18 protein-coding genes are annotated in these 16,417 nt (G+C 68.6%); 7 read left to right on the top strand and 11 right to left on the bottom strand.

The window, feature by feature from the left end:
* Nucleotides 1-38 precede the first annotated feature (38 nt).
* From ACTIFS_RS17345 to ACTIFS_RS17330, 4 genes are all read left to right on the top strand, one after another.
* Nucleotides 39-989, top strand: a complete 951-nt coding sequence (locus ACTIFS_RS17345; RefSeq protein ID WP_439575416.1) for a LysR family transcriptional regulator — start codon at nucleotides 39-41, stop codon at nucleotides 987-989.
* Nucleotides 986-1,213 (top strand): hypothetical protein, encoded by a 228-nt coding sequence (locus ACTIFS_RS17340; RefSeq protein ID WP_439575376.1) that lies wholly within the window; start codon nucleotides 986-988, stop codon nucleotides 1,211-1,213. Before ACTIFS_RS17345 ends, ACTIFS_RS17340 begins: the two co-directional genes overlap by 4 nt.
* A gap of 156 nt (nucleotides 1,214-1,369) precedes the next feature.
* Nucleotides 1,370-2,107: a spermidine synthase gene (locus tag ACTIFS_RS17335; RefSeq protein ID WP_439575375.1), complete on the top strand. Its 738-nt coding sequence runs from the start codon at nucleotides 1,370-1,372 to the stop codon at nucleotides 2,105-2,107.
* A 90-nt stretch (nucleotides 2,108-2,197) separates the two neighbouring features.
* On the top strand, nucleotides 2,198-2,551 hold the full coding sequence (locus ACTIFS_RS17330; protein WP_439575374.1) for an arsenate reductase: 354 nt from the start codon (nucleotides 2,198-2,200) through the stop codon (nucleotides 2,549-2,551).
* 69 nt (nucleotides 2,552-2,620) lie between these two features.
* On the opposite strand, the gene ACTIFS_RS17325 is transcribed toward ACTIFS_RS17330, so the two are convergent.
* Together ACTIFS_RS17325 and ACTIFS_RS17320 are read right to left on the bottom strand one after the other, a co-directional pair.
* The gene (locus ACTIFS_RS17325) at nucleotides 2,621-3,112 is read right to left on the bottom strand and encodes a hypothetical protein (RefSeq protein WP_439575373.1); all 492 of its coding nucleotides are present in this window, start codon (nucleotides 3,110-3,112) and stop codon (nucleotides 2,621-2,623) included.
* Between the two features lie 125 nt (nucleotides 3,113-3,237).
* The gene (locus ACTIFS_RS17320) at nucleotides 3,238-3,882 is read right to left on the bottom strand and encodes a hypothetical protein (protein WP_439575372.1); all 645 of its coding nucleotides are present in this window, start codon (nucleotides 3,880-3,882) and stop codon (nucleotides 3,238-3,240) included.
* A gap of 289 nt (nucleotides 3,883-4,171) precedes the next feature.
* Between ACTIFS_RS17320 and ACTIFS_RS17315 the strand changes: the two genes are divergently transcribed.
* Genes ACTIFS_RS17315 through der form a run of 3 tightly spaced genes read left to right on the top strand, consistent with a single transcriptional unit; the run spans nucleotide 4,172 to nucleotide 6,557 of the window.
* The gene (locus ACTIFS_RS17315) at nucleotides 4,172-4,819 is read left to right on the top strand and encodes a tetratricopeptide repeat protein (RefSeq protein WP_439575371.1); all 648 of its coding nucleotides are present in this window, start codon (nucleotides 4,172-4,174) and stop codon (nucleotides 4,817-4,819) included.
* 32 nt (nucleotides 4,820-4,851) lie between these two features.
* Nucleotides 4,852-5,130, top strand: coding sequence for a hypothetical protein (locus tag ACTIFS_RS17310; RefSeq protein WP_439575370.1), 279 nt, complete (start codon nucleotides 4,852-4,854; stop codon nucleotides 5,128-5,130).
* Between the two features lie 20 nt (nucleotides 5,131-5,150).
* Nucleotides 5,151-6,557: a ribosome biogenesis GTPase Der gene (gene der / locus ACTIFS_RS17305; protein ID WP_439575369.1), complete on the top strand. Its 1,407-nt coding sequence runs from the start codon at nucleotides 5,151-5,153 to the stop codon at nucleotides 6,555-6,557.
* A 102-nt stretch (nucleotides 6,558-6,659) separates the two neighbouring features.
* Here the strand turns inward: der and ACTIFS_RS17300 are convergent, their stop codons facing one another.
* The 9 genes from ACTIFS_RS17300 to ACTIFS_RS17260 form a co-directional block, all read right to left on the bottom strand.
* The gene (locus tag ACTIFS_RS17300) at nucleotides 6,660-7,406 is read right to left on the bottom strand and encodes an SDR family NAD(P)-dependent oxidoreductase (protein ID WP_439575368.1); all 747 of its coding nucleotides are present in this window, start codon (nucleotides 7,404-7,406) and stop codon (nucleotides 6,660-6,662) included.
* Between the two features lie 30 nt (nucleotides 7,407-7,436).
* Nucleotides 7,437-8,936: an amidophosphoribosyltransferase gene (gene purF / locus ACTIFS_RS17295; protein ID WP_439575367.1), complete on the bottom strand. Its 1,500-nt coding sequence runs from the start codon at nucleotides 8,934-8,936 to the stop codon at nucleotides 7,437-7,439.
* Nucleotides 8,937-9,056: 120 nt separating this feature from the next.
* Nucleotides 9,057-9,677, bottom strand: a complete 621-nt coding sequence (locus ACTIFS_RS17290; protein ID WP_439575366.1) for a CvpA family protein — start codon at nucleotides 9,675-9,677, stop codon at nucleotides 9,057-9,059.
* A gap of 84 nt (nucleotides 9,678-9,761) precedes the next feature.
* A complete protein-coding gene (locus ACTIFS_RS17285) occupies nucleotides 9,762-10,424 on the bottom strand; it encodes a DUF502 domain-containing protein (RefSeq protein WP_439575365.1) in 663 nt (220 codons plus the stop codon).
* A gap of 157 nt (nucleotides 10,425-10,581) precedes the next feature.
* Nucleotides 10,582-11,115: a hypothetical protein gene (locus ACTIFS_RS17280; RefSeq protein ID WP_439575364.1), complete on the bottom strand. Its 534-nt coding sequence runs from the start codon at nucleotides 11,113-11,115 to the stop codon at nucleotides 10,582-10,584.
* A gap of 152 nt (nucleotides 11,116-11,267) precedes the next feature.
* Nucleotides 11,268-12,251 (bottom strand): Bug family tripartite tricarboxylate transporter substrate binding protein, encoded by a 984-nt coding sequence (locus ACTIFS_RS17275; protein ID WP_439575363.1) that lies wholly within the window; start codon nucleotides 12,249-12,251, stop codon nucleotides 11,268-11,270.
* Between the two features lie 74 nt (nucleotides 12,252-12,325).
* The gene (gene radA / locus ACTIFS_RS17270; protein WP_439575362.1) at nucleotides 12,326-13,729 is read right to left on the bottom strand and encodes a DNA repair protein RadA; all 1,404 of its coding nucleotides are present in this window, start codon (nucleotides 13,727-13,729) and stop codon (nucleotides 12,326-12,328) included.
* A gap of 1 nt (nucleotide 13,730) precedes the next feature.
* Entirely contained in the window at nucleotides 13,731-14,852 is a 1,122-nt protein-coding gene (gene alr, locus ACTIFS_RS17265) for an alanine racemase (RefSeq protein ID WP_439575361.1), read from the bottom strand.
* A gap of 4 nt (nucleotides 14,853-14,856) precedes the next feature.
* Entirely contained in the window at nucleotides 14,857-16,350 is a 1,494-nt protein-coding gene (locus tag ACTIFS_RS17260) for a replicative DNA helicase (RefSeq protein WP_439575360.1), read from the bottom strand.
* Between the last annotated feature and the right edge of the window lie 67 nt (nucleotides 16,351-16,417).

Here is a 16,417-nt window from a genome sequence, read left to right as displayed (position 1 = left end):
GGGACAAAGCAGCATGTGTCATTTCGAAAGTCAGGACAGTGCCGCGGCAGACCTTGATCGAACTTGAGGCCGTGCTCGCCATCGTGCGGCGCGGATCGTTCCGGGCTGCGGCGCTCGATCTTGGCGTCTCGACCACGGCACTCAGCCATGCGATCGGCAAGCTTGAGGGTCAGCTTGGCGTCCGGCTGTTCAATCGCACCACGCGCAGCGTCTCGCTGACCGATGCCGGACGAATCTTCGTCGAGCAGGTCGGCCCGGCGCTCGAGGCCATTCATGGGGCGATGAGCACGGCGCGTGCGCAGCAGGAGACACCCTCCGGCACCTTGAGAATCAACGCCTTCGCCACCGCCGCGCGGGAGATCCTGGCGCCGCTCGTGCTGGAATTTCTCCGGCGCCATCCAAAGGTTCACGTCGATCTGGTCACCGAGGGGCGGCTCGTCGATGTGTTCGCGGAAGGTTTCGATCTCGGGATCCGCAGCGCGGACCTCATACCGAACGACACGATCGCCATCCCGCTCGGGCCTGTCCGGCGGTTCGCCGTGGTGGCGACGCCCGCATTCCTGGGCAGCAGGGAGGTCCCCGGCCTGCCGCATGACCTGCTGAAGCACCCCTGCATCCGCGTTCGCCTGCCGAGCGGCGCGCTCTATCGGTGGCAGTTCGAGAAGGACGGGCAATCCATCCAGCTCGACGTCGAGGGACCGATCACGCTCGATGAAGCAACGCTTGCGCGGATCGCAGTTCTCGACGGTGCCGGATTCGGGTTCTTCATGGAGCCTGACATTCGTGAGGATGTCGCCGCCGGTCGCGTCGTGCGGGTCCTGGCGGATTGGACACCGCCTCTGGCCCCCCTGTGCCTATACTATCCCAGCCGCAAAAATCCCTCGGCCGCGTTCAGGGCTTTCATCGGGCTTGCTCGCGAACTCGCTGCACGTCCGGACAAGCGAGCCGGAACGGGAAGACGTGCCATGACTGAGGCCTTACCCAGATGAGCTACAAGGCGTCGATCCCCTCCCGCGAGCGCCGCATCAAGCGAATCTGCGTCCGGGTCGGCCTTCACCTGATGACCGCGCAGAAGCCGGACAAGCAGGTTCTCGCGCACGGCGGCTACATGCTGCGTGACGCAGAGACGATGACGATCGTGCTGGGAGACAAGGGCTATCTCTTTTCCGCCGACCTCGACGAGGTCGAGGCCTATCTGGACGCTCTGGCCTGACGCCGATGCGCTCCCTCCAGCGTTGACGGCCTGTCAGTTCGCGGCTGGTGACCACGGCCATGGCGGCTTGATCTTGGCGGACTGGGCGCCGACAAGGGACGGGCCTCGGGCGATCGCAAAGCGCGATCCGCCCGGCGGACAGGGGTGCCGGGCCGGATGAGCAAGCTTTATGAGGAACTGGATTATCAACCGACGCCGATCGGCGCGCTGAGCCTGCGCAGGCGGCGCCAACTGTCGCTGGATGTCGATGTCTACGAGATCAAGCTCGGCGAATCCTATCTCATGTCGAGCCTGTTCACCGCCTCGGAGATCGCGCTTGCGGAGCGCGGGCTTGCGCTGCTGGACGGGCAGGGGCTCGACGTGGTCGTCGGCGGGCTCGGCCTCGGCTACACGGCGCAGGCTGTGCTGAGGAACAAGGCGGTCGCCAGCCTTGTGGTCGTCGACATGCTGGAAGCCGTGATCGACTGGCACCGGTCCGGGCTTCTGCCGATGGCGCCGGAAGTGGTGAGCGATGGGCGCTGCACGCTGCTGCACGGCGACTTCTTCGCCATGGCGGCCGGCCAGGCCCCGTTCGATGCCGAGGCCCCCGGCCGTCGTTTCGATGCCATCCTCGTCGATATCGACCATTCGCCGGAGGACCTTCTGGACGAGCGCAGCCTCGGCTTCTACCGCCCGGACGGCTTGCGGGCGCTGGCCGCGCAGTTGCGACCCGGCGGCATCTTCGGACTGTGGTCGGACGCGCAGCCCGATGAGGCGTTCACCGGCCGGCTCGCCGAGGTCTTTGCCGAGGCCTGGGCCGATCCGGTGACATTCCACAATCCGCTTCTGGACAGCCCCTACACGCAGACCGTCTATTTCGCCCGCAAGGGGCCCGATAGCCAGGCCCCGTCCTGACCCTGCGCCGAGGGGTTTTCGCGCCGGTCCGGATCAGGTTGCCGGCTCCCGGGGAATCGCGTTCAACCGGGCGGCTCACGAGGCCAGCCGATGTCCGTCACCCTCTCTGGGATCACCACTTGCGACACGGTGCGCAAGGCGCGCGCCTGGCTCGACCGTGAAGGCATCGCCTACCGGTTCCACGATTTCCGTGCCGAGGGGCTGGATGCAGGGCGTCTTGCAGGCTGGCTGGACATGCTCGGCTGGGAGACGGTGCTCAACCGCCAGAGTGCGAGCTTCAAGGCCTTGCCGGAGGCGGACCGCGCGGGGCTCGACGAGGCGAAGGCTGGCCGCCTGATCCTGGACAATCCGACCCTGGTGAAGCGCCCGGTGCTGGAGCACGCCGGACAAGTGACCGTTGGTTTCAAGCCGGAATCCTACGCCCGCATCTTCGATCGAGGGTAAGCGCCCGTCACCGACCCGGCTCGTGACCCCGCTTGGAGGAAGGCCTTCCGTGCGGCAGATTCCGGCGCCTCAGGCCTGGCTGGCCCTCCGCCGCAGGACGATCCAGGCACCGAGCGCGGCGCCCGCCAGCATGACAATCGTCGAGATGTGGCTGAGCGCCAGGGCGGCCGCGTAGTTGTCGAAGCTGCGCGAGCCACGGATGGCAAGTGCGAGGTGCAGGAGCGCAAGCCCGATCCAGTATCCCACACCGCCCCCCGCCACCACGGCGACGACCAGGCGCAGCGACCGGGAACTGGCGGGATTTGTCCTCTCGCCGGTGACCTTGTCTGCGATGGCCCTGGTCGAGCGGCGGGCAAACCAGACGGCGAAGGTGGCCCCGATGATCGCGCCGATGACGGCCCCGACGGGTCCGATCATGAAGACAAGTCCCATCGCGGCTGCGCCCTCGCGCTGGGAGACCTTGAACACCTCGAAGGCGACAAGCCCGATGGCGATGGTTGCGGCAAACCCGGCCACGAGACCGACGAGCCCCCCGGCAATTCCCCAGCCCCACGGCTTCATGCGACAGCCCCCGCGGCCCGGAAGCGGCCGACGGCGGTCTGTCTAGTGCGTGCGGATTTCGGGCCTATGGCTCGCCCTTGCGGGCATGTTTCCGCCAGCCGTGCCTGTCAGCCGGGTCCTCGGGTTCAGGGCGCGTTGGCCGGCCGTGGCGGCGGCACGGGAGCAACGAAGCCAAGGGCGGCGGCTGGCGGCGCCGGGGCTGCTGCCGGAGCGGCCTGATCGATGGCGCGCCCGCCGCCCAGCGGGATCTGCCGGATGCCAGGAGCACCCGCCGCCTGCTGCGTCTCGGTGGCGGCAGGTTCGGCTGCAGGATCCTGCGACGGTTCCGGATCGGTGGATATGACCGGCGGGCGGATCGGCGCCGGCTCGGCGGGTACGATGATGCGGGCCTGTACCTTGGCCGGTTGGGCGGGCGGGGCGGGCAGCGCGACGGCTTGCGAATGCGCCGAGGCGAGGGCCGGCGCGACGGGAGCAGCCGCGACCGGCTGTGCAGGACCGGGTGCCGCGGCGGCAGGGGCGGCGGCCTGAGGCGCTGCACCGCCACCGGACAGGGCCGTGACGATGGTGTCGCGATTGGCAAGCGTGAAGGCACCGGCCGCCACGGCCGCGAGGCAGATGGCGGTGGTGGTCAGCGCGATCCTGCGCCAGCGCTGGCGCTTCATCCGCCTCGCCACGGCACGCTCGCGTGCCGGATCGTAGGCGTTCAACATGTCCGGGCCGGCTTCAGAAGCCAGCGTCGCATCGGTCATGGTGGTGCGGGAAGGGGTCATGCCATCCGTGCCTGTTGGGGAGGGTTACGGCTAGCATCGCAGCGAGGGCGATACCAGCGGTTCGATGTTTTGCCTCCATGGCAGGCCGCCTTACGCGGCAAAGGTGCTGTGAGCCTCAAATGTGGCACGGATGCGGTGGCGCGGGCGCTTTTCCTCCGTGTCGAACTTCGGTTCGCATGCTCTGCCCCGAACCTGCCCGGTTTGCGTCGCAACAGGGGAGTTGGTAGGGTCCGCGCCGCTCCGGTCCGGCACCGCCGCCCGCCTGCGGGCTTCACGTCTGGATGTTCCGATGCCCGATATTTTCGACGAGGTCGAAGAGGACCTGCGCCGCGCGCGCTTCGAGGCCCTGTTCAAGAAGTACTGGCCAGCCCTCGCGACCGTTGCTGCCATCATCGTGGTGGTGGTCGGCGGATGGCGCTTCTACGACTGGCGCCAGGCCCAGCAGGCCGCTGCGGCGGGCGCCCGCTTCGAGCAGGCGATCCGCGCAACGGGCACCAGCGCCGAAGAGGCTGACCGCATTCTGGTGGCGCTGGCGGCCGACGCTCCGTCGGGCTACCGCATCCTGGCCCGTTTCCGGCAGGCGACGCAGGTTTCGGCTGCTGATCCCCGCGGGGCTGCGCAGGCCTTCGACCGGCTTGCGGATGATCCCGGCATCGGCCCGCTGTTCCAGGATCTCGCCCGCATCCGGGCGGCCTATCTGCTGATCGACATTGCCGATCCCGCCGAGGTGACGCGCCGTGTCGAGCCGGTGGCGGCTTCGGGCCGTGGATTTCGCCATTCCGCCCGCGAACTCATGGCCATGGCGGCCCTCAAGGCAGGCGACCGCCAGGGCGTCGAGCGCTGGGTGAAGGCAATCCAGGACGATCGCGAATCGCCGCAGGGCGTGCGCGGCCGGGCCGAACTCATCGCCACCGTGGCGGGGGCCACCGGCTCCTGACCCGTTTTCTTCCGACTTTCCGGACCTGATTCATGACCGCTTCCATGACCACCCGCCGCCAGGTGCTCCGCGCCGGCCTTCTCGGCTCTCTGGGTCTCGGCCTTGCCGGCTGCGAGACCCTTCAGGACATTCCCGCCATGTTCGAGCGGCGCCCGCCGCCACTGCCGGGACAGCGCGAAGCCGTCTTCCCCGAAGGCGTGCCGGGCATCGACCGCGGCATTCCCCAGCCGGCCAATGCGCCCCCGGACGTCGCGCCTCCGCCGCCCTCGGCCGAGCCTCCCCCCGAGGAGCAGCCCCGGCGCGGGCGCTGAACCTGAAGGACGATGGCATCATGGCCTTCACCCTCGCCATCGTCGGCCGACCGAATGTCGGCAAGTCGACCCTGTTCAACCGCCTCGTCGGCAAGCGCATCGCGCTGGTCGACGACCGGCCGGGCGTGACGCGCGACCGCCGCGAGGGCGATGCCAGGCTTGGCGACCTCGACTTCACCATCATCGACACGGCGGGGCTGGAGGACAGCCGCGAAGGTTCGCTCGAGAGCCGCATGCGCGGGCAGACGGAGGAGGCCATTCGCCTTGCCGATGCCGTGCTGTTCATGACCGATGCCCGCACCGGACTGACGCCGGACGATGCCGCCTTTGCCGAGATGGTCCGCAAGTCCGGCAAGCCGGTGATCCTTGCGGCCAACAAGAGTGAGGGCAAGGTCGGCATGGCCGGTGCCTATGAGGCCTTTTCGCTCGGGCTCGGCGATCCAGTTCCCCTGTCGGCCGAGCATGGCGACGGCCTGAACGAACTCTACGAGGCGCTGGCCGCCCTGATGCCGGCACCGGTCCACGAGGACGACGAGGAAGAGGACGGCGAGGACGACGGAATCAGCGCCGGCGACAAGGTGGTGCCGCCCGAGGATCCCGAAAAGCCGATCCCGGTTGCCATTGTCGGCCGGCCCAATGCCGGCAAGTCGACACTCGTCAATGCGCTGATCGGCGAGGAACGCATGCTGACCGGCCCCGAGGCCGGCATCACGCGCGATGCGATCGCGGTCGACTGGGACTGGGGTGGCCGCCGGTTTCGCCTCGTCGATACGGCGGGCCTGAGGAAACGCGCCCGCATCGAGGACAAGCTGGAGAAGCTATCGGTTGCCGATGCCCTGCGCGCCATCCGCTTCGCCGAGGTGGTGGTGGTCTGCATGGACGCCGAGAAGCCCTTCGAGGACCAGGACCTGCGCATCGCGGACCTCGCCGCCAAGGAGGGCAGGGCCGTGGTGCTGGCCTTCACCAAATGGGACCTCGTGCCCCACAAGGGCGGCAAGGCGGCGAAGCTTCGCGAGGAGGCGGACCACTGGCTGCCGCAGATCCGCGGCTGTCCGGTGGTTGCCAATTCAGCCGCCACGGGGCAGGGGCTCGACCGGCTAATGCAGGCGATCCTCGATGCCCGCACGCCCTGGCAGAAGCGCATTCCCACGAACACGCTGGTGCGCTGGCTGCAGGAGACCATCGACCATCACCCGCCGCCGGCGGTGTCGGGCCGGCGGATCAAGCTGCGCTACATGACGCAGGCCAAGACCCGACCGCCGACATTCGTCGCCTTCTGTTCGCGCCCCGAAGCGCTGCCCGAGAGCTATCTGCGCTATCTGGTCAACGGCTTGCGCGAGAGCTTCGACCTCGTCGGCACGCCGATCCGATTCCACATGAAGAAGACCGACAACCCCTATGCCGAGACCGGTCGGAAGATCCGGTAGCGGGGCGGCAAGGTTCTTCAGCGGGGTTTCCGGTACCTGGCCGCGATGGCGGCGTTGCCGTCCGCATCGACCAGCCGTGGCGCCTTTCGAGCCTCTGCCGCCTCAGGCCGGCTCGCGAAAGCTCTTCCAGCTCCTCGCCGGGTAGTCGTAGAGGCGGCCCGTCTCCGTGACGCCGGGCAGGCACATGGCAAGGATGGCCGCGGCCGGGCCTTCGGGACCTTCCAGCGTCTGCGGGTCCTCGCCGGGCATGGCCTGCGCGCGCATGGCGGTGCGGATCGGGCCGGGATTGAACAGGTTGACCCGGATGGCCGTGCTCCCGGTCTCGGCTGCATAGGTCCGGGCGAGCGCATCGAGCGCGGCTTTCGTGGCCGAATAGGGCCCCCAGAACGGCCGGCACTTGCTCGCTGCGCCAGAGGTGACGAACACCGCGCGGGCCGCGCCCGCTGCCTGCAGCAGCGGATCGAACGAGCGGATCAGCCGCCATTGCGCCGTCAGGTTCACGGCGACCGTATGGTCCCATTCCTTGGGGATGACGTGCCCGAGCGGCGCGATGGGACCGAGAATGGCGCCATTCGCCACCAGCACGTCCAGCCGGCCCCAGCGCTCGTGGATGGCGAGCCCGAGGCGGTCGAGCCCCTCGGAATCGCGGATGTCCAGCGGCACCAGCGTCGACGGCTCGCCGCCGGCCGCCCTGATGGCATCGTCGAGCGCCTCGAGACCGCCCTGGGTGCGCGCCACGGCGACGACATGTGCGCCGGCCGCCGAGAGCGCCAGTGCTGTCGCCCGGCCGATGCCACGGGACGCCCCTGTGATGCAGGCGATCCTTCCGGAAAGAGGCTTTTCTGCCATGGGCTTGCGCGCAAATCCTGAACTTGTCTCTCAGCTTGCCTCGGCCAGCAACGAGAGCTGCTTGGCGGCTTCACCGACCAGATCCGTGATCGGTGTCGGATAGTCGCCGGTGAAGTAATGGTCGGTGAATTGCGGGTTCACCGGGTCGCGGCCCTTCTCGCCGAGTGCCCGATACAGGCCGTCGATGGAGATGAAGGCGAGCGAATCGACCCCGAGATAGGCGCGCATTTCGCCGATGCTCATGTGAGAGGCGAGCAGTTTGTCCTGTTCCGGCATGTCGATGCCGTAGAAGTCGGGAAACTTGATCGGCGGGGAGGCAATGCGGAAATGCACCTCGCGCGCGCCGGCATCGCGCATCATCTGCACGATCTTGCGGGAGGTGGTGCCGCGCACGATGGAATCATCGACCAGGACGATGCGCTTGCCGGCAATGACGGCGCGGTTGGCGGAATGCTTCAGCCGCACCCCCAGTTCGCGCACCGATTGGGTCGGCTGGATGAAGGTGCGCCCGACATAGTGGTTGCGGATGATGCCGAGCTCATAGGGAACGCCGGCGGCCTGGGCGAAGCCGATGGCGGCCGGAACGCCCGAATCCGGCACGGGAACGATGACATCGGCCTCGACAGGGGCTTCGGCGGCCAGGATGGCGCCGATCTGCTTGCGCAGGCCGTAGACATTCTTGCCGTCGACGATCGAATCCGGCCGGGCGAAATAGACATACTCGAAGATGCACGGCCGTTTGCGCCGACCGGGGAAGGGCTTGATCGATTCCAGGCCCTTCTCGTCGATCACCACCACCTCGCCGTTCTCCACCTCGCGCACGAAGCGGGCGCCGATGATATCGAGTGCCACCGTCTCCGAGGTGAGGATGAACTTGCCGTTCAACTCGCCGATCACCAGCGGGCGGATGCCGAGGGGGTCGCGCGCGCCGATCATCTTCTTGTTGGTCATGCCGACGAAGGCATAGCCCCCCTCGATCTGGCCGAGGGCATCGATGAACCGGTCGACGAAGCGGTTGCGCCGCGAGCGGGCAACGAGATGGAGAATGACTTCGGTGTCGGATGTCGCCTGATAGATCGCTCCGTCGGCGATCAGCCGGCGGCGCAGGGTCAGGCCATTGGTCAGATTGCCGTTGTGGCAGACGGCAAAACCACCGGTCTCCAGTTCGGCGAACAGGGGCTGGACGTTGCGCAGGATGGTCCCGCCGGTGGTCGAATAGCGTGCATGGCCGATGGCGTTGTCGCCCGGCAGGCGCTCGATGACCTCGCGGCGGGTGAAATTGTCGCCGACAAGGCCAAGGCGGCGCTCGGAATGGAAGCGCGCACCGTCGAAGGAGACGATGCCGGCTGCCTCCTGCCCGCGGTGCTGGAGTGCGTGCAGGCCAAGGGCGGTCAGCGCAGCCGCATCCGGATGGTCATAGACGCCGAAGACGCCGCACTCCTCGTGCAGACGATCTGATTCCAGATCCCGGTCGTCTGCCATGGCGTGGCCGTCCGCCTCGTGATGGCGGACTTCAAGGGAATGCGTCATCGCATCCTCGTCCTCTGGAGGCTTCGGTCGTCAGCCCGTCGCGTCATATGCGGGCTGATCCGCCGGATCAACAGGGTCCACCCCATGCACTGCGGTCATGCGTTCAGCGAAGGCCGCCGTTCACGGGCGGGGAGCCGCCGGTGCCGGCGTTCCGGCCGGCGGTGTCGCGGGTGCGCCCGCGGCGGGTGCTCCGGTCGCCGGCGCCCCGGGCGTCGCCGGAGCGGTGCCGCGGCCGAGCCGGCGCAGGATGTCCGAACCCTCGATATCCTGAGGCAACTGGGCGATCAGCCAGTCCTTGGTGCGCTCCAGGACGGCCAGGGACTTGGCCTCCTTCACCCAGTTCGGCCGGGTCGCGTCCGGCACGAGCCAGACGAAGAAGGCATAGGCGACGACGACGATGACCAGGCCGCGCGCAAGCCCGAACAGGAAGCCGAGCGAGCGATCGAGGACGCCGATCTTGGAATCGAGGATGGCGTCGGAAATGCGGATCGTGATCAGCGAGACGACGACAAGCACCACCAGGAACACGCCGGCAATGACGGCTGCCTTGGAGAGGAGTTCGTTGGGAATGTGCTGCTGGGCGATCGGCAGAAGCCGCGGATAGGCATACCAGGTGGCGAAGGCGGCCAGCGCCCAGGAGGCGATCGACAGAACCTCACGCACGAAGCCGCGGACCATGGCCAGCAGCGCGGAAATCAGCATGATCGCGGCCAGGCCGATATCGAGATAGGTCACCGGCATCGCATGGGGCTCCGCATGGACTGACTGCGCCGGGCGAGTCGAGGGCCCGCGACCTCGCGCTTATAGCGGGGCGGGCTGGCCGCGTCACCCCGTCGCGGGGGTGGTTTCAGGGCGCGAGGGCACGGCAAAGCCGGGCGGAAACGACACGCCCATCGAGACATAGATGCTGACGAGCTGTTCGACGCCGATGGCGGACGGCCGCACCCATTCCTCGGGCACGAAGATCAGCCCCCCGCCGATCGGCACCGGAGCGGTGGGAACGAGGATGCCGAGATAGCGCCGGCCATCGACCATGACAGGCTCGTGGCTCGGCAGGAGGGCGAGAACGGCCGCCCCGTCGGACTCGCCAAAAAAGCACCAGACGGGGCTCATGGATTTCAGCCCGTCCGCGTCCTTGTTGCGGTCGACCATCGAGACGAAGCGGCGGGACAGCTCATAGACCGTGCCGACGAGCGGAATGCGGCGCATCACCTGGGCGAGCGCCTCCTGCAACCGTTCCTGCAGCAGGATGGCGATGAGGCCGAGCACATAGACCACTGCCATCACCACCAGCGTGCCGATCAGATAGGCCACCGCCGAGGAGGACGAGAAGCCGAGCCCGATGGACGTCAGCGAGCGGCCGACGAAGGTTCCAGGTCCCACGAAGCCGTAGATGAAGACGACCGCCCAGCCGATGACGCCGGCCGTCACCGCAAGCGGCAACAGCAAAAGAACGCCCGCGAGGAAGACGCGGCGCATATAGGCCATGTTGAGGGCTCCGAACCGGTGGCGATGCCGACATGGATCATCCTATTCGGACAGTCCTGTGGCAATCGCGCCGGGTGACGCGGATCGCGTGTCCAACGCCGCCTGTCGTGTGGCGGCCCCTTGCTCGCTCAGGCCGGCGGCGATCCGGCGCGCGCTGCTAGTTGAACCAGATCGCGAAGCCCAGGAAATTGCCGCCGAAAATGCGCTGCCAGGCCTGCCACTCGTCCCGCGAGAGGGTGTCTCCGGCGCGCAGATAGGGAATGGCGGCATGGCCGGTCACCCACAGCACGAAGTCGAAATCGCGCGGCTCCGCAAAGACCCTCGACAGATCGATGCCATGGGTAAAGCGCCAGTGCGGCACCAGCCTGCGGCCCTCGAGAACGGCTTCGAAGGAGTCGAGCGCCTGGAACCAGGCGGCGACCCGCTCGGGCGTCACGGTCAGCGCCTGGACCGCCGCGTTCCGCTGGCTGGGGGAGGGCACCCACTCCAGGTCGTCGTCGGTTTCCGCCTGGATGGCCGCCCAGTTTATCCGGCTGAGGGTCACGACCTGCTTCAGGTGGTCGCGCACGGCCAGCATGCCGCGGGTGAGATGGTGGCTGGCGATCTCGGCGGAACTGTCCTGGGCCTGCGCAAGGACCGGCGTGCCGAACGCCAATGCGGCGACCAGCACCAGATGTCTGAACGTCGTCATCAAACGTCTCCTCAGGGCGAAGGCCGTCAACCGTCGCGCCCGCGCCGGATGGACGCTCTCCGGGAATGGATTGTCCCGCCGCGATGTTTCTGACGCACGACGGGCGTCGGCATCATCCGAAACAGCCCGGGCGGCTCACATGGTACTGGCCGTCAGCCGCCTTCGACGGAAATGCCAAGCTCGCGGATCAGCTTGCCCCAGCGGTCGAGCTCGGAGGCCATGAAGGTGCGGAACTCTGCGGGCGAGGAGGATCCCGCCTCCATGCCCATCGTGGCATAGCGCGCCTTCAGGGTGGCATCGCCCATGGCGGTGGCGATTGCGGCCTGCAACTCGTCTGCGAGCGCCGGCTGCGCGCCGCCCGGCAGATAGACGCCAAACCAGGCGGCGAAATCATAGCCGGGCACGGTCTCGTTGGCGGGCGTGTATTCGGGCGCCAGCGGGGAGCGCGCCTTCGAGGTGATGGCGAGCGCCCGCATCTTGCCTTCGCCGACATGGGGGCGGACCGAGGTGAGGATATCGACGATCATGTCGATGCGGCCGCCGAGAATGTCGGCGGTGGCGAGCGCCGCGCCGCGATAGGGCACGTGCTTCACGTTGATGCCGGCCATGCGGATGAACACCTCGGTGGACAGGTGCAGGCCGCTGCCGACGCCGGCGGAGGCATAGGACAGTTCGCCCGGCTTCGACTTGGCCAGATCGATCAGTTCCTTCAGCGTGCGCACCTGCATGTGCGGGCCGACGCAGATGAGGCTGGGGCCCGAGCCGATCATCGAGACCGCGACCACCTGGTTCATCGGGTCGAAGTTCCGCGAGGGATAGAGGAAGGGCATGGTGGCGATCGCCGAGGAGGTCAGCAGCACGGCGGTGCCGTCGTTCGCTGCATTGAGCGCGGTGCGGTAGCCGATCGAACCGCCGCCGCCGGGGGCGTTCTCCACGACGATGCGGGCCTTCAGGACCGGCGCCAGCTTCTCGGCGAGCAGGCGGGCCGCAACGTCCGTGCCGCCGCCGGCCGGGAACGGCACGATGAGCCGGATCGTCTTGTCGGCGAAGCGGCCCTGGGCGCGGCCGAGGGAAGGGGCTGCCACGGTCGCGGCAAGGCCGGTCAGCAGGGTGCGGCGGCGAAGGGTCAGGGCCATGACGATGCTCCGGTCGGGTTCTGACGTCACTGTATCAAGAACCAGACCGGCGTCCATGGTTCGTGCAGGCGGTCTCAGGATCGCGGCTCGGGCGGCCTGCCCGCCACGCCGGCCGCCGCGATGTCCGCGACCATGGTCGACAGGTGGCCCACCGTCTGGGTGGCAAGCCCCGGCTCGGCAGCATCGCCACGGGAGGTGTCCGGCATGACGGCGCGGGCAAAGCCGAGCTTGCCGGCCTCCTTCAGGCGCGGCGCGGTCTGCGCCACCGGCCTGACTGCGCCCGACAGGCTTACCTCGCCGAAATAGACCGCATCGGCGGGCAGGGGCGTGCCGGAGAGCGAGGAGACGAGAGCCGCCGCCACCGCAAGGTCGGCCGCCGGCTCGCCGATCCTCAGGCCTCCGGCGACATTGAGATAGACGTCATGGCCGCCGAGGCGGATGCCGCAATGGGCGTCGAGAACCGCCAGCACCATGGCGAGGCGGGCCGGATCCCAGCCGACCACCGCCCGCCGCGGCGTGCCGAGCGAGGAGGCGGCGACCAGCGCCTGGATCTCCACGAGCACAGGGCGCGTGCCCTCCATGCCGGCGAAGACGGCGGTTCCCGGCGCCCCGAGATCGCGGCCGGCGAGGAACAGTTCGGACGGGTTCGGCACCTCGCGCAGGCCCTTGCCGGTCATTTCGAAGACGCCGATCTCGTCGGTCGGTCCGAAGCGGTTCTTCATGGCGCGCAGGATGCGGAAATGATGGCCGCCCTCGCCCTCGAAGCTCATGACCGCATCGACCATGTGCTCGACCACGCGGGGGCCGGCGATCTGACCGTCCTTGGTGACGTGGCCGACGAGGATGATGGCCGCGCCGGACTTCTTGGCATGGCGGATCAGCACCTGGGCCGCCGAGCGGACCTGGCTGACCGTGCCGGGCGCGCTTTCGACGGTCTCGGTCCACATGGTCTGGATGGAATCGATGACGACGAGGCGCGGCGTCGCGCCCTCCGAGAGCGTCGCCACGATGTCCTCGACATTGGTCTCCGCGGCCAGTTCCACCGGCGAGGCGGATAGCCCCAGACGTTCGGCCCGCAGCCGCACCTGGCCGACGGCCTCCTCGCCCGAGATATAGACGACCCGGTGGCCCATGCGGGCAAGGCGGGCGGAGGCCTGGATCAGCAGGGTCGACTTGCCGATGCCGGGATCGCCGCCGATCAGGATGACCGAGCCCTTGACCAGTCCGCCGCCGAAGACGCGGTCGAGCTCGCCGACCTGCGTCTGCGTCCGCGGGGCATCGTCGTTGGCGCCGTCAAGGCCGGCGAGGGCGAAGGTCCGCCCTTTCTTTCCGGGCTTGCCCGGCCGCGCGCCGACGCCGGTCGCGGCGCTCTCCTCGGCAATCGTGTTCCAGGCGCCGCAACTGTCGCATTTGCCCTGCCAGCGGGTATAGGCCGCCCCGCAGGACTGGCAGACGAAGCTCGTGGGGGAGCGGGCCATCTCAGCCGGCCGTCTGGCGGTGATAGCGGCGGCCGAGGCTGGTCAGGATCTCGTAGCCGATGGTGCCGGCGGCATCGGCCACATCGTCAACGCCGATGCCGTCGCCGATCAGCACGACCAGATCGCCCGGCCGAACGTCGCCGGCCTCGGTCACGTCGATGGCGATGAGGTCCATGGAGACACGCCCGGCCAGCGGGCAGAGGACCTGTCCGATGCGCACGCTTGCGCCAGGCTTCGCATCGCTTGTCCCGGCGGCGCGCAGATAGCCGTCGGCATAGCCGACCGAGATGATGGCGATGCGGCTCGGCCGCGGGGCGGTCCAGGCGCCGCCATAGCCGACCGTCTCGCCCGCGCGGACGGCGCGAACCTGCACGACGGGCGCTTCCAGCCGCACGACCGGTTCGAGCGGCGCCCGGCCCGCGACGAAGCGGGCGCCATAGAGGGCGATGCCCGGCCGCAGGAGGTCGTGGCGGGTGGCGGGCAGGGTGCAGCCGGCCGAGTTGGCGAGCGAGGCCGGCACGCCGGGATACAGCGCCCGTACCTGCGCGAAGCGGTCGGTCTGGCGGGCGGTGAGCGGGTGGCCCGGTGCGTCGGCGCAGGCCAGGTGGCTCATGACCAGGGCCGGCTCGAAAGCGAGTGCCGCCGGGCCGGGCTCGGCCAGCAGGGCGGCTTCGGCAAGGTCGAGGCCGAGGCGGTTCATCCCCGTGTCGACATGAACGGCGGCGGGCAGGCGCCGCCCGACGGTCGCGCAGAAGGCGGCAAAGACCTCGACCTCCTCGCGGCTGCCAAGCACCGGGCGGATGTCGAGGGCGGCATAGGCATCCAGCGCGCCGGCGAACAGGCCGTTCAGAACATAGACAACGGCTCCTGGCGCGACCGCCCGCAGGCGCCGCGCCTCCGACAGGTGGGCGACGAAGAAGGTGCGGCAGCCGGCGGCGGCGAGCGCCGGCACGGTCGTCTCGATGCCGGTGCCATAGGCGTCGGCCTTGACCACCGCAGCGCATTCGGCCCTGGGGCCCATGGCCGCGAGAGCCCGCCAGTTCCGGGCGAGCGCGCCAAGGTCGATGGTCAGATGCGCGCCGGCCTCGTCCGGCGGAACGGCCGCCGCGGGTGTCTGCGTCATGGCCTCACTCGAACCGCTCGGGCAGCCGGTCGGCATCGGCGATGTCGGAGAAGCGGGTGACCGAGTCCTCGAACTGGAGCTGCACCGTGCCGGTCGGACCATGGCGCTGCTTGCCGATGATCACCTCGGCGCGGCCATGGACCTGCGCCATGTCGGTCTGCCACTTCAGGTGCTCCTCGGTGCCGGCCTTCGGCTCCTTGTTCTTCAGGTAATATTCCTCGCGGAACACGAACATGACGACGTCGGCATCCTGCTCGATCGACCCCGATTCGCGCAGGTCCGAGAGTTGCGGCCGCTTGTCGTCGCGCGACTCGACCTGGCGTGACAGCTGCGAGAGCGCCATGATCGGGACGTTCAGTTCCTTGGCGAGAGCCTTCAGGCCCGTGGTGATCTCGGTCAGTTCCTGCACCCGGTTCTCGCCCTTCTTCGACGAGCCCGACAGCAGCTGGAGATAGTCGACCACCATGAAGTCGAGACCGCGCTGACGCTTCTGGCGCCGGGCGCGCGCGGCCAACTGGGCAATCGCCAGGCCGCCGGTGTCGTCGATGTAGAGCGGCAGCGACTGGATGGTGCGGGCGGCCTCGCTGAGGTCGTAGAACTCCTGCTCGGTCATGTCGCCGCGCCGGATCTTGTAGGAAGGGATGCCGGCCTGCTCGGCCACGATGCGGGTGGCGAGCTGGTCGGAGCTCATTTCCAGCGAGAAGAAGCCGACAATGCCCCCATTGGTCGTCTTGTGGCTGCCGTCGGCCTCCACCTCGAAGCTGTAGGCCTTGGCGATGTTGAAGGCGATGTTGGTGGCCAGCGCCGTCTTGCCCATGCCGGGTCGGCCGGCCAGGATGACCAGGTCGGAGGATTGCAGCCCGCCCATCCTCTGGTCGAGATCGCGCAGGCCCGTGGAAATGCCCGACAGCTTGCCGTCGCGCTGATAGGCCGCCGCCGCCATCGAGATGGCATTGGCCATGGCGTCGGTGAAGCGCTTGAAGCCGCTGTTGTATCGTCCGGTCTCGGCCAGCTCGAACAGGCCGCGCTCGGCCGTCTCGATCTGGTCGCGCGGCGTCAGGTCGACCGGCGCGTCATAGGCCGAATTGACCATGCCCTCGCCGATCTGGATCAGGCTGCGCCGGATCGCCAGGTCATAGACGGCCTGCCCGTAGTCGCGGGCGTTGATGACGGTGGTCGCCTCGGCCGCGAGCCGCCCCAGATATTGCGGCACGGTCAGCCCGCCGACCTCGATGCCGGCATCGGTCAGGTAGGTCTTGAGCGTGACGGGCGTGGCGATCTTGCCGGCATGGATCAGCTGACCAGCGATCTCGTAGATGCGCTGGTGCAGCGGGTCGAAGAAATGCAGGGGCTTCAGGAACTCCGAGACCCGGTCGAAGGCCTCGTTGTTCACCATGATCGCGCCGAGCAGGGCCTGTTCGGCCTCGATGTTATGCGGGGCCTGGCGAAACGGCAGGTCGGCCGGACCGATCGGCTTCAGGGCAGGCAGGGCGGACATGGCGGACAGGGTCCCGGGTAGTGGCAGCGTGGCCCCGTCCTAGCAGGGGCGGGGCTCCGGCGCGTCA

It is taken from the genome of Phreatobacter sp., assembly GCF_051860605.1.
Taxonomy (GTDB): Bacteria; Pseudomonadota; Alphaproteobacteria; order Rhizobiales; family Phreatobacteraceae; genus Phreatobacter.
Note: the sequence above shows the minus strand (reverse complement) of the source record. Positions and strands in the feature narration are given on the sequence as shown.

What these genes read in the sequence shown, in the direction of transcription:
- ACTIFS_RS17300 (WP_439575368.1), bottom strand. Translation starts at nt 7,406, where the DNA reads ATGGCAGAAAAGCCTCTTTCCGGAAGGATCGCCTGCATCACAGGGGCG.
- ACTIFS_RS17275 (WP_439575363.1), bottom strand. Translation starts at nt 12,251, where the DNA reads ATGGCCCTGACCCTTCGCCGCCGCACCCTGCTGACCGGCCTTGCCGCG.
- ACTIFS_RS17280 (WP_439575364.1), bottom strand. Translation starts at nt 11,115, where the DNA reads ATGACGACGTTCAGACATCTGGTGCTGGTCGCCGCATTGGCGTTCGGC.
- alr (WP_439575361.1), bottom strand. Translation starts at nt 14,852, where the DNA reads ATGACGCAGACACCCGCGGCGGCCGTTCCGCCGGACGAGGCCGGCGCG.
- ACTIFS_RS17335 (WP_439575375.1), top strand. Translation starts at nt 1,370, where the DNA reads ATGAGCAAGCTTTATGAGGAACTGGATTATCAACCGACGCCGATCGGC.
- ACTIFS_RS17340 (WP_439575376.1), top strand. Translation starts at nt 986, where the DNA reads ATGAGCTACAAGGCGTCGATCCCCTCCCGCGAGCGCCGCATCAAGCGA.
- ACTIFS_RS17260 (WP_439575360.1), bottom strand. Translation starts at nt 16,350, where the DNA reads ATGTCCGCCCTGCCTGCCCTGAAGCCGATCGGTCCGGCCGACCTGCCG.
- ACTIFS_RS17320 (WP_439575372.1), bottom strand. Translation starts at nt 3,882, where the DNA reads ATGACCCCTTCCCGCACCACCATGACCGATGCGACGCTGGCTTCTGAA.
- ACTIFS_RS17290 (WP_439575366.1), bottom strand. Translation starts at nt 9,677, where the DNA reads ATGCCGGTGACCTATCTCGATATCGGCCTGGCCGCGATCATGCTGATT.
- der (WP_439575369.1), top strand. Translation starts at nt 5,151, where the DNA reads ATGGCCTTCACCCTCGCCATCGTCGGCCGACCGAATGTCGGCAAGTCG.
- purF (WP_439575367.1), bottom strand. Translation starts at nt 8,936, where the DNA reads ATGACGCATTCCCTTGAAGTCCGCCATCACGAGGCGGACGGCCACGCC.
- ACTIFS_RS17325 (WP_439575373.1), bottom strand. Translation starts at nt 3,112, where the DNA reads ATGAAGCCGTGGGGCTGGGGAATTGCCGGGGGGCTCGTCGGTCTCGTG.
- ACTIFS_RS17310 (WP_439575370.1), top strand. Translation starts at nt 4,852, where the DNA reads ATGACCGCTTCCATGACCACCCGCCGCCAGGTGCTCCGCGCCGGCCTT.
- radA (WP_439575362.1), bottom strand. Translation starts at nt 13,729, where the DNA reads ATGGCCCGCTCCCCCACGAGCTTCGTCTGCCAGTCCTGCGGGGCGGCC.
- ACTIFS_RS17330 (WP_439575374.1), top strand. Translation starts at nt 2,198, where the DNA reads ATGTCCGTCACCCTCTCTGGGATCACCACTTGCGACACGGTGCGCAAG.
- ACTIFS_RS17285 (WP_439575365.1), bottom strand. Translation starts at nt 10,424, where the DNA reads ATGGCCTATATGCGCCGCGTCTTCCTCGCGGGCGTTCTTTTGCTGTTG.
- ACTIFS_RS17315 (WP_439575371.1), top strand. Translation starts at nt 4,172, where the DNA reads ATGCCCGATATTTTCGACGAGGTCGAAGAGGACCTGCGCCGCGCGCGC.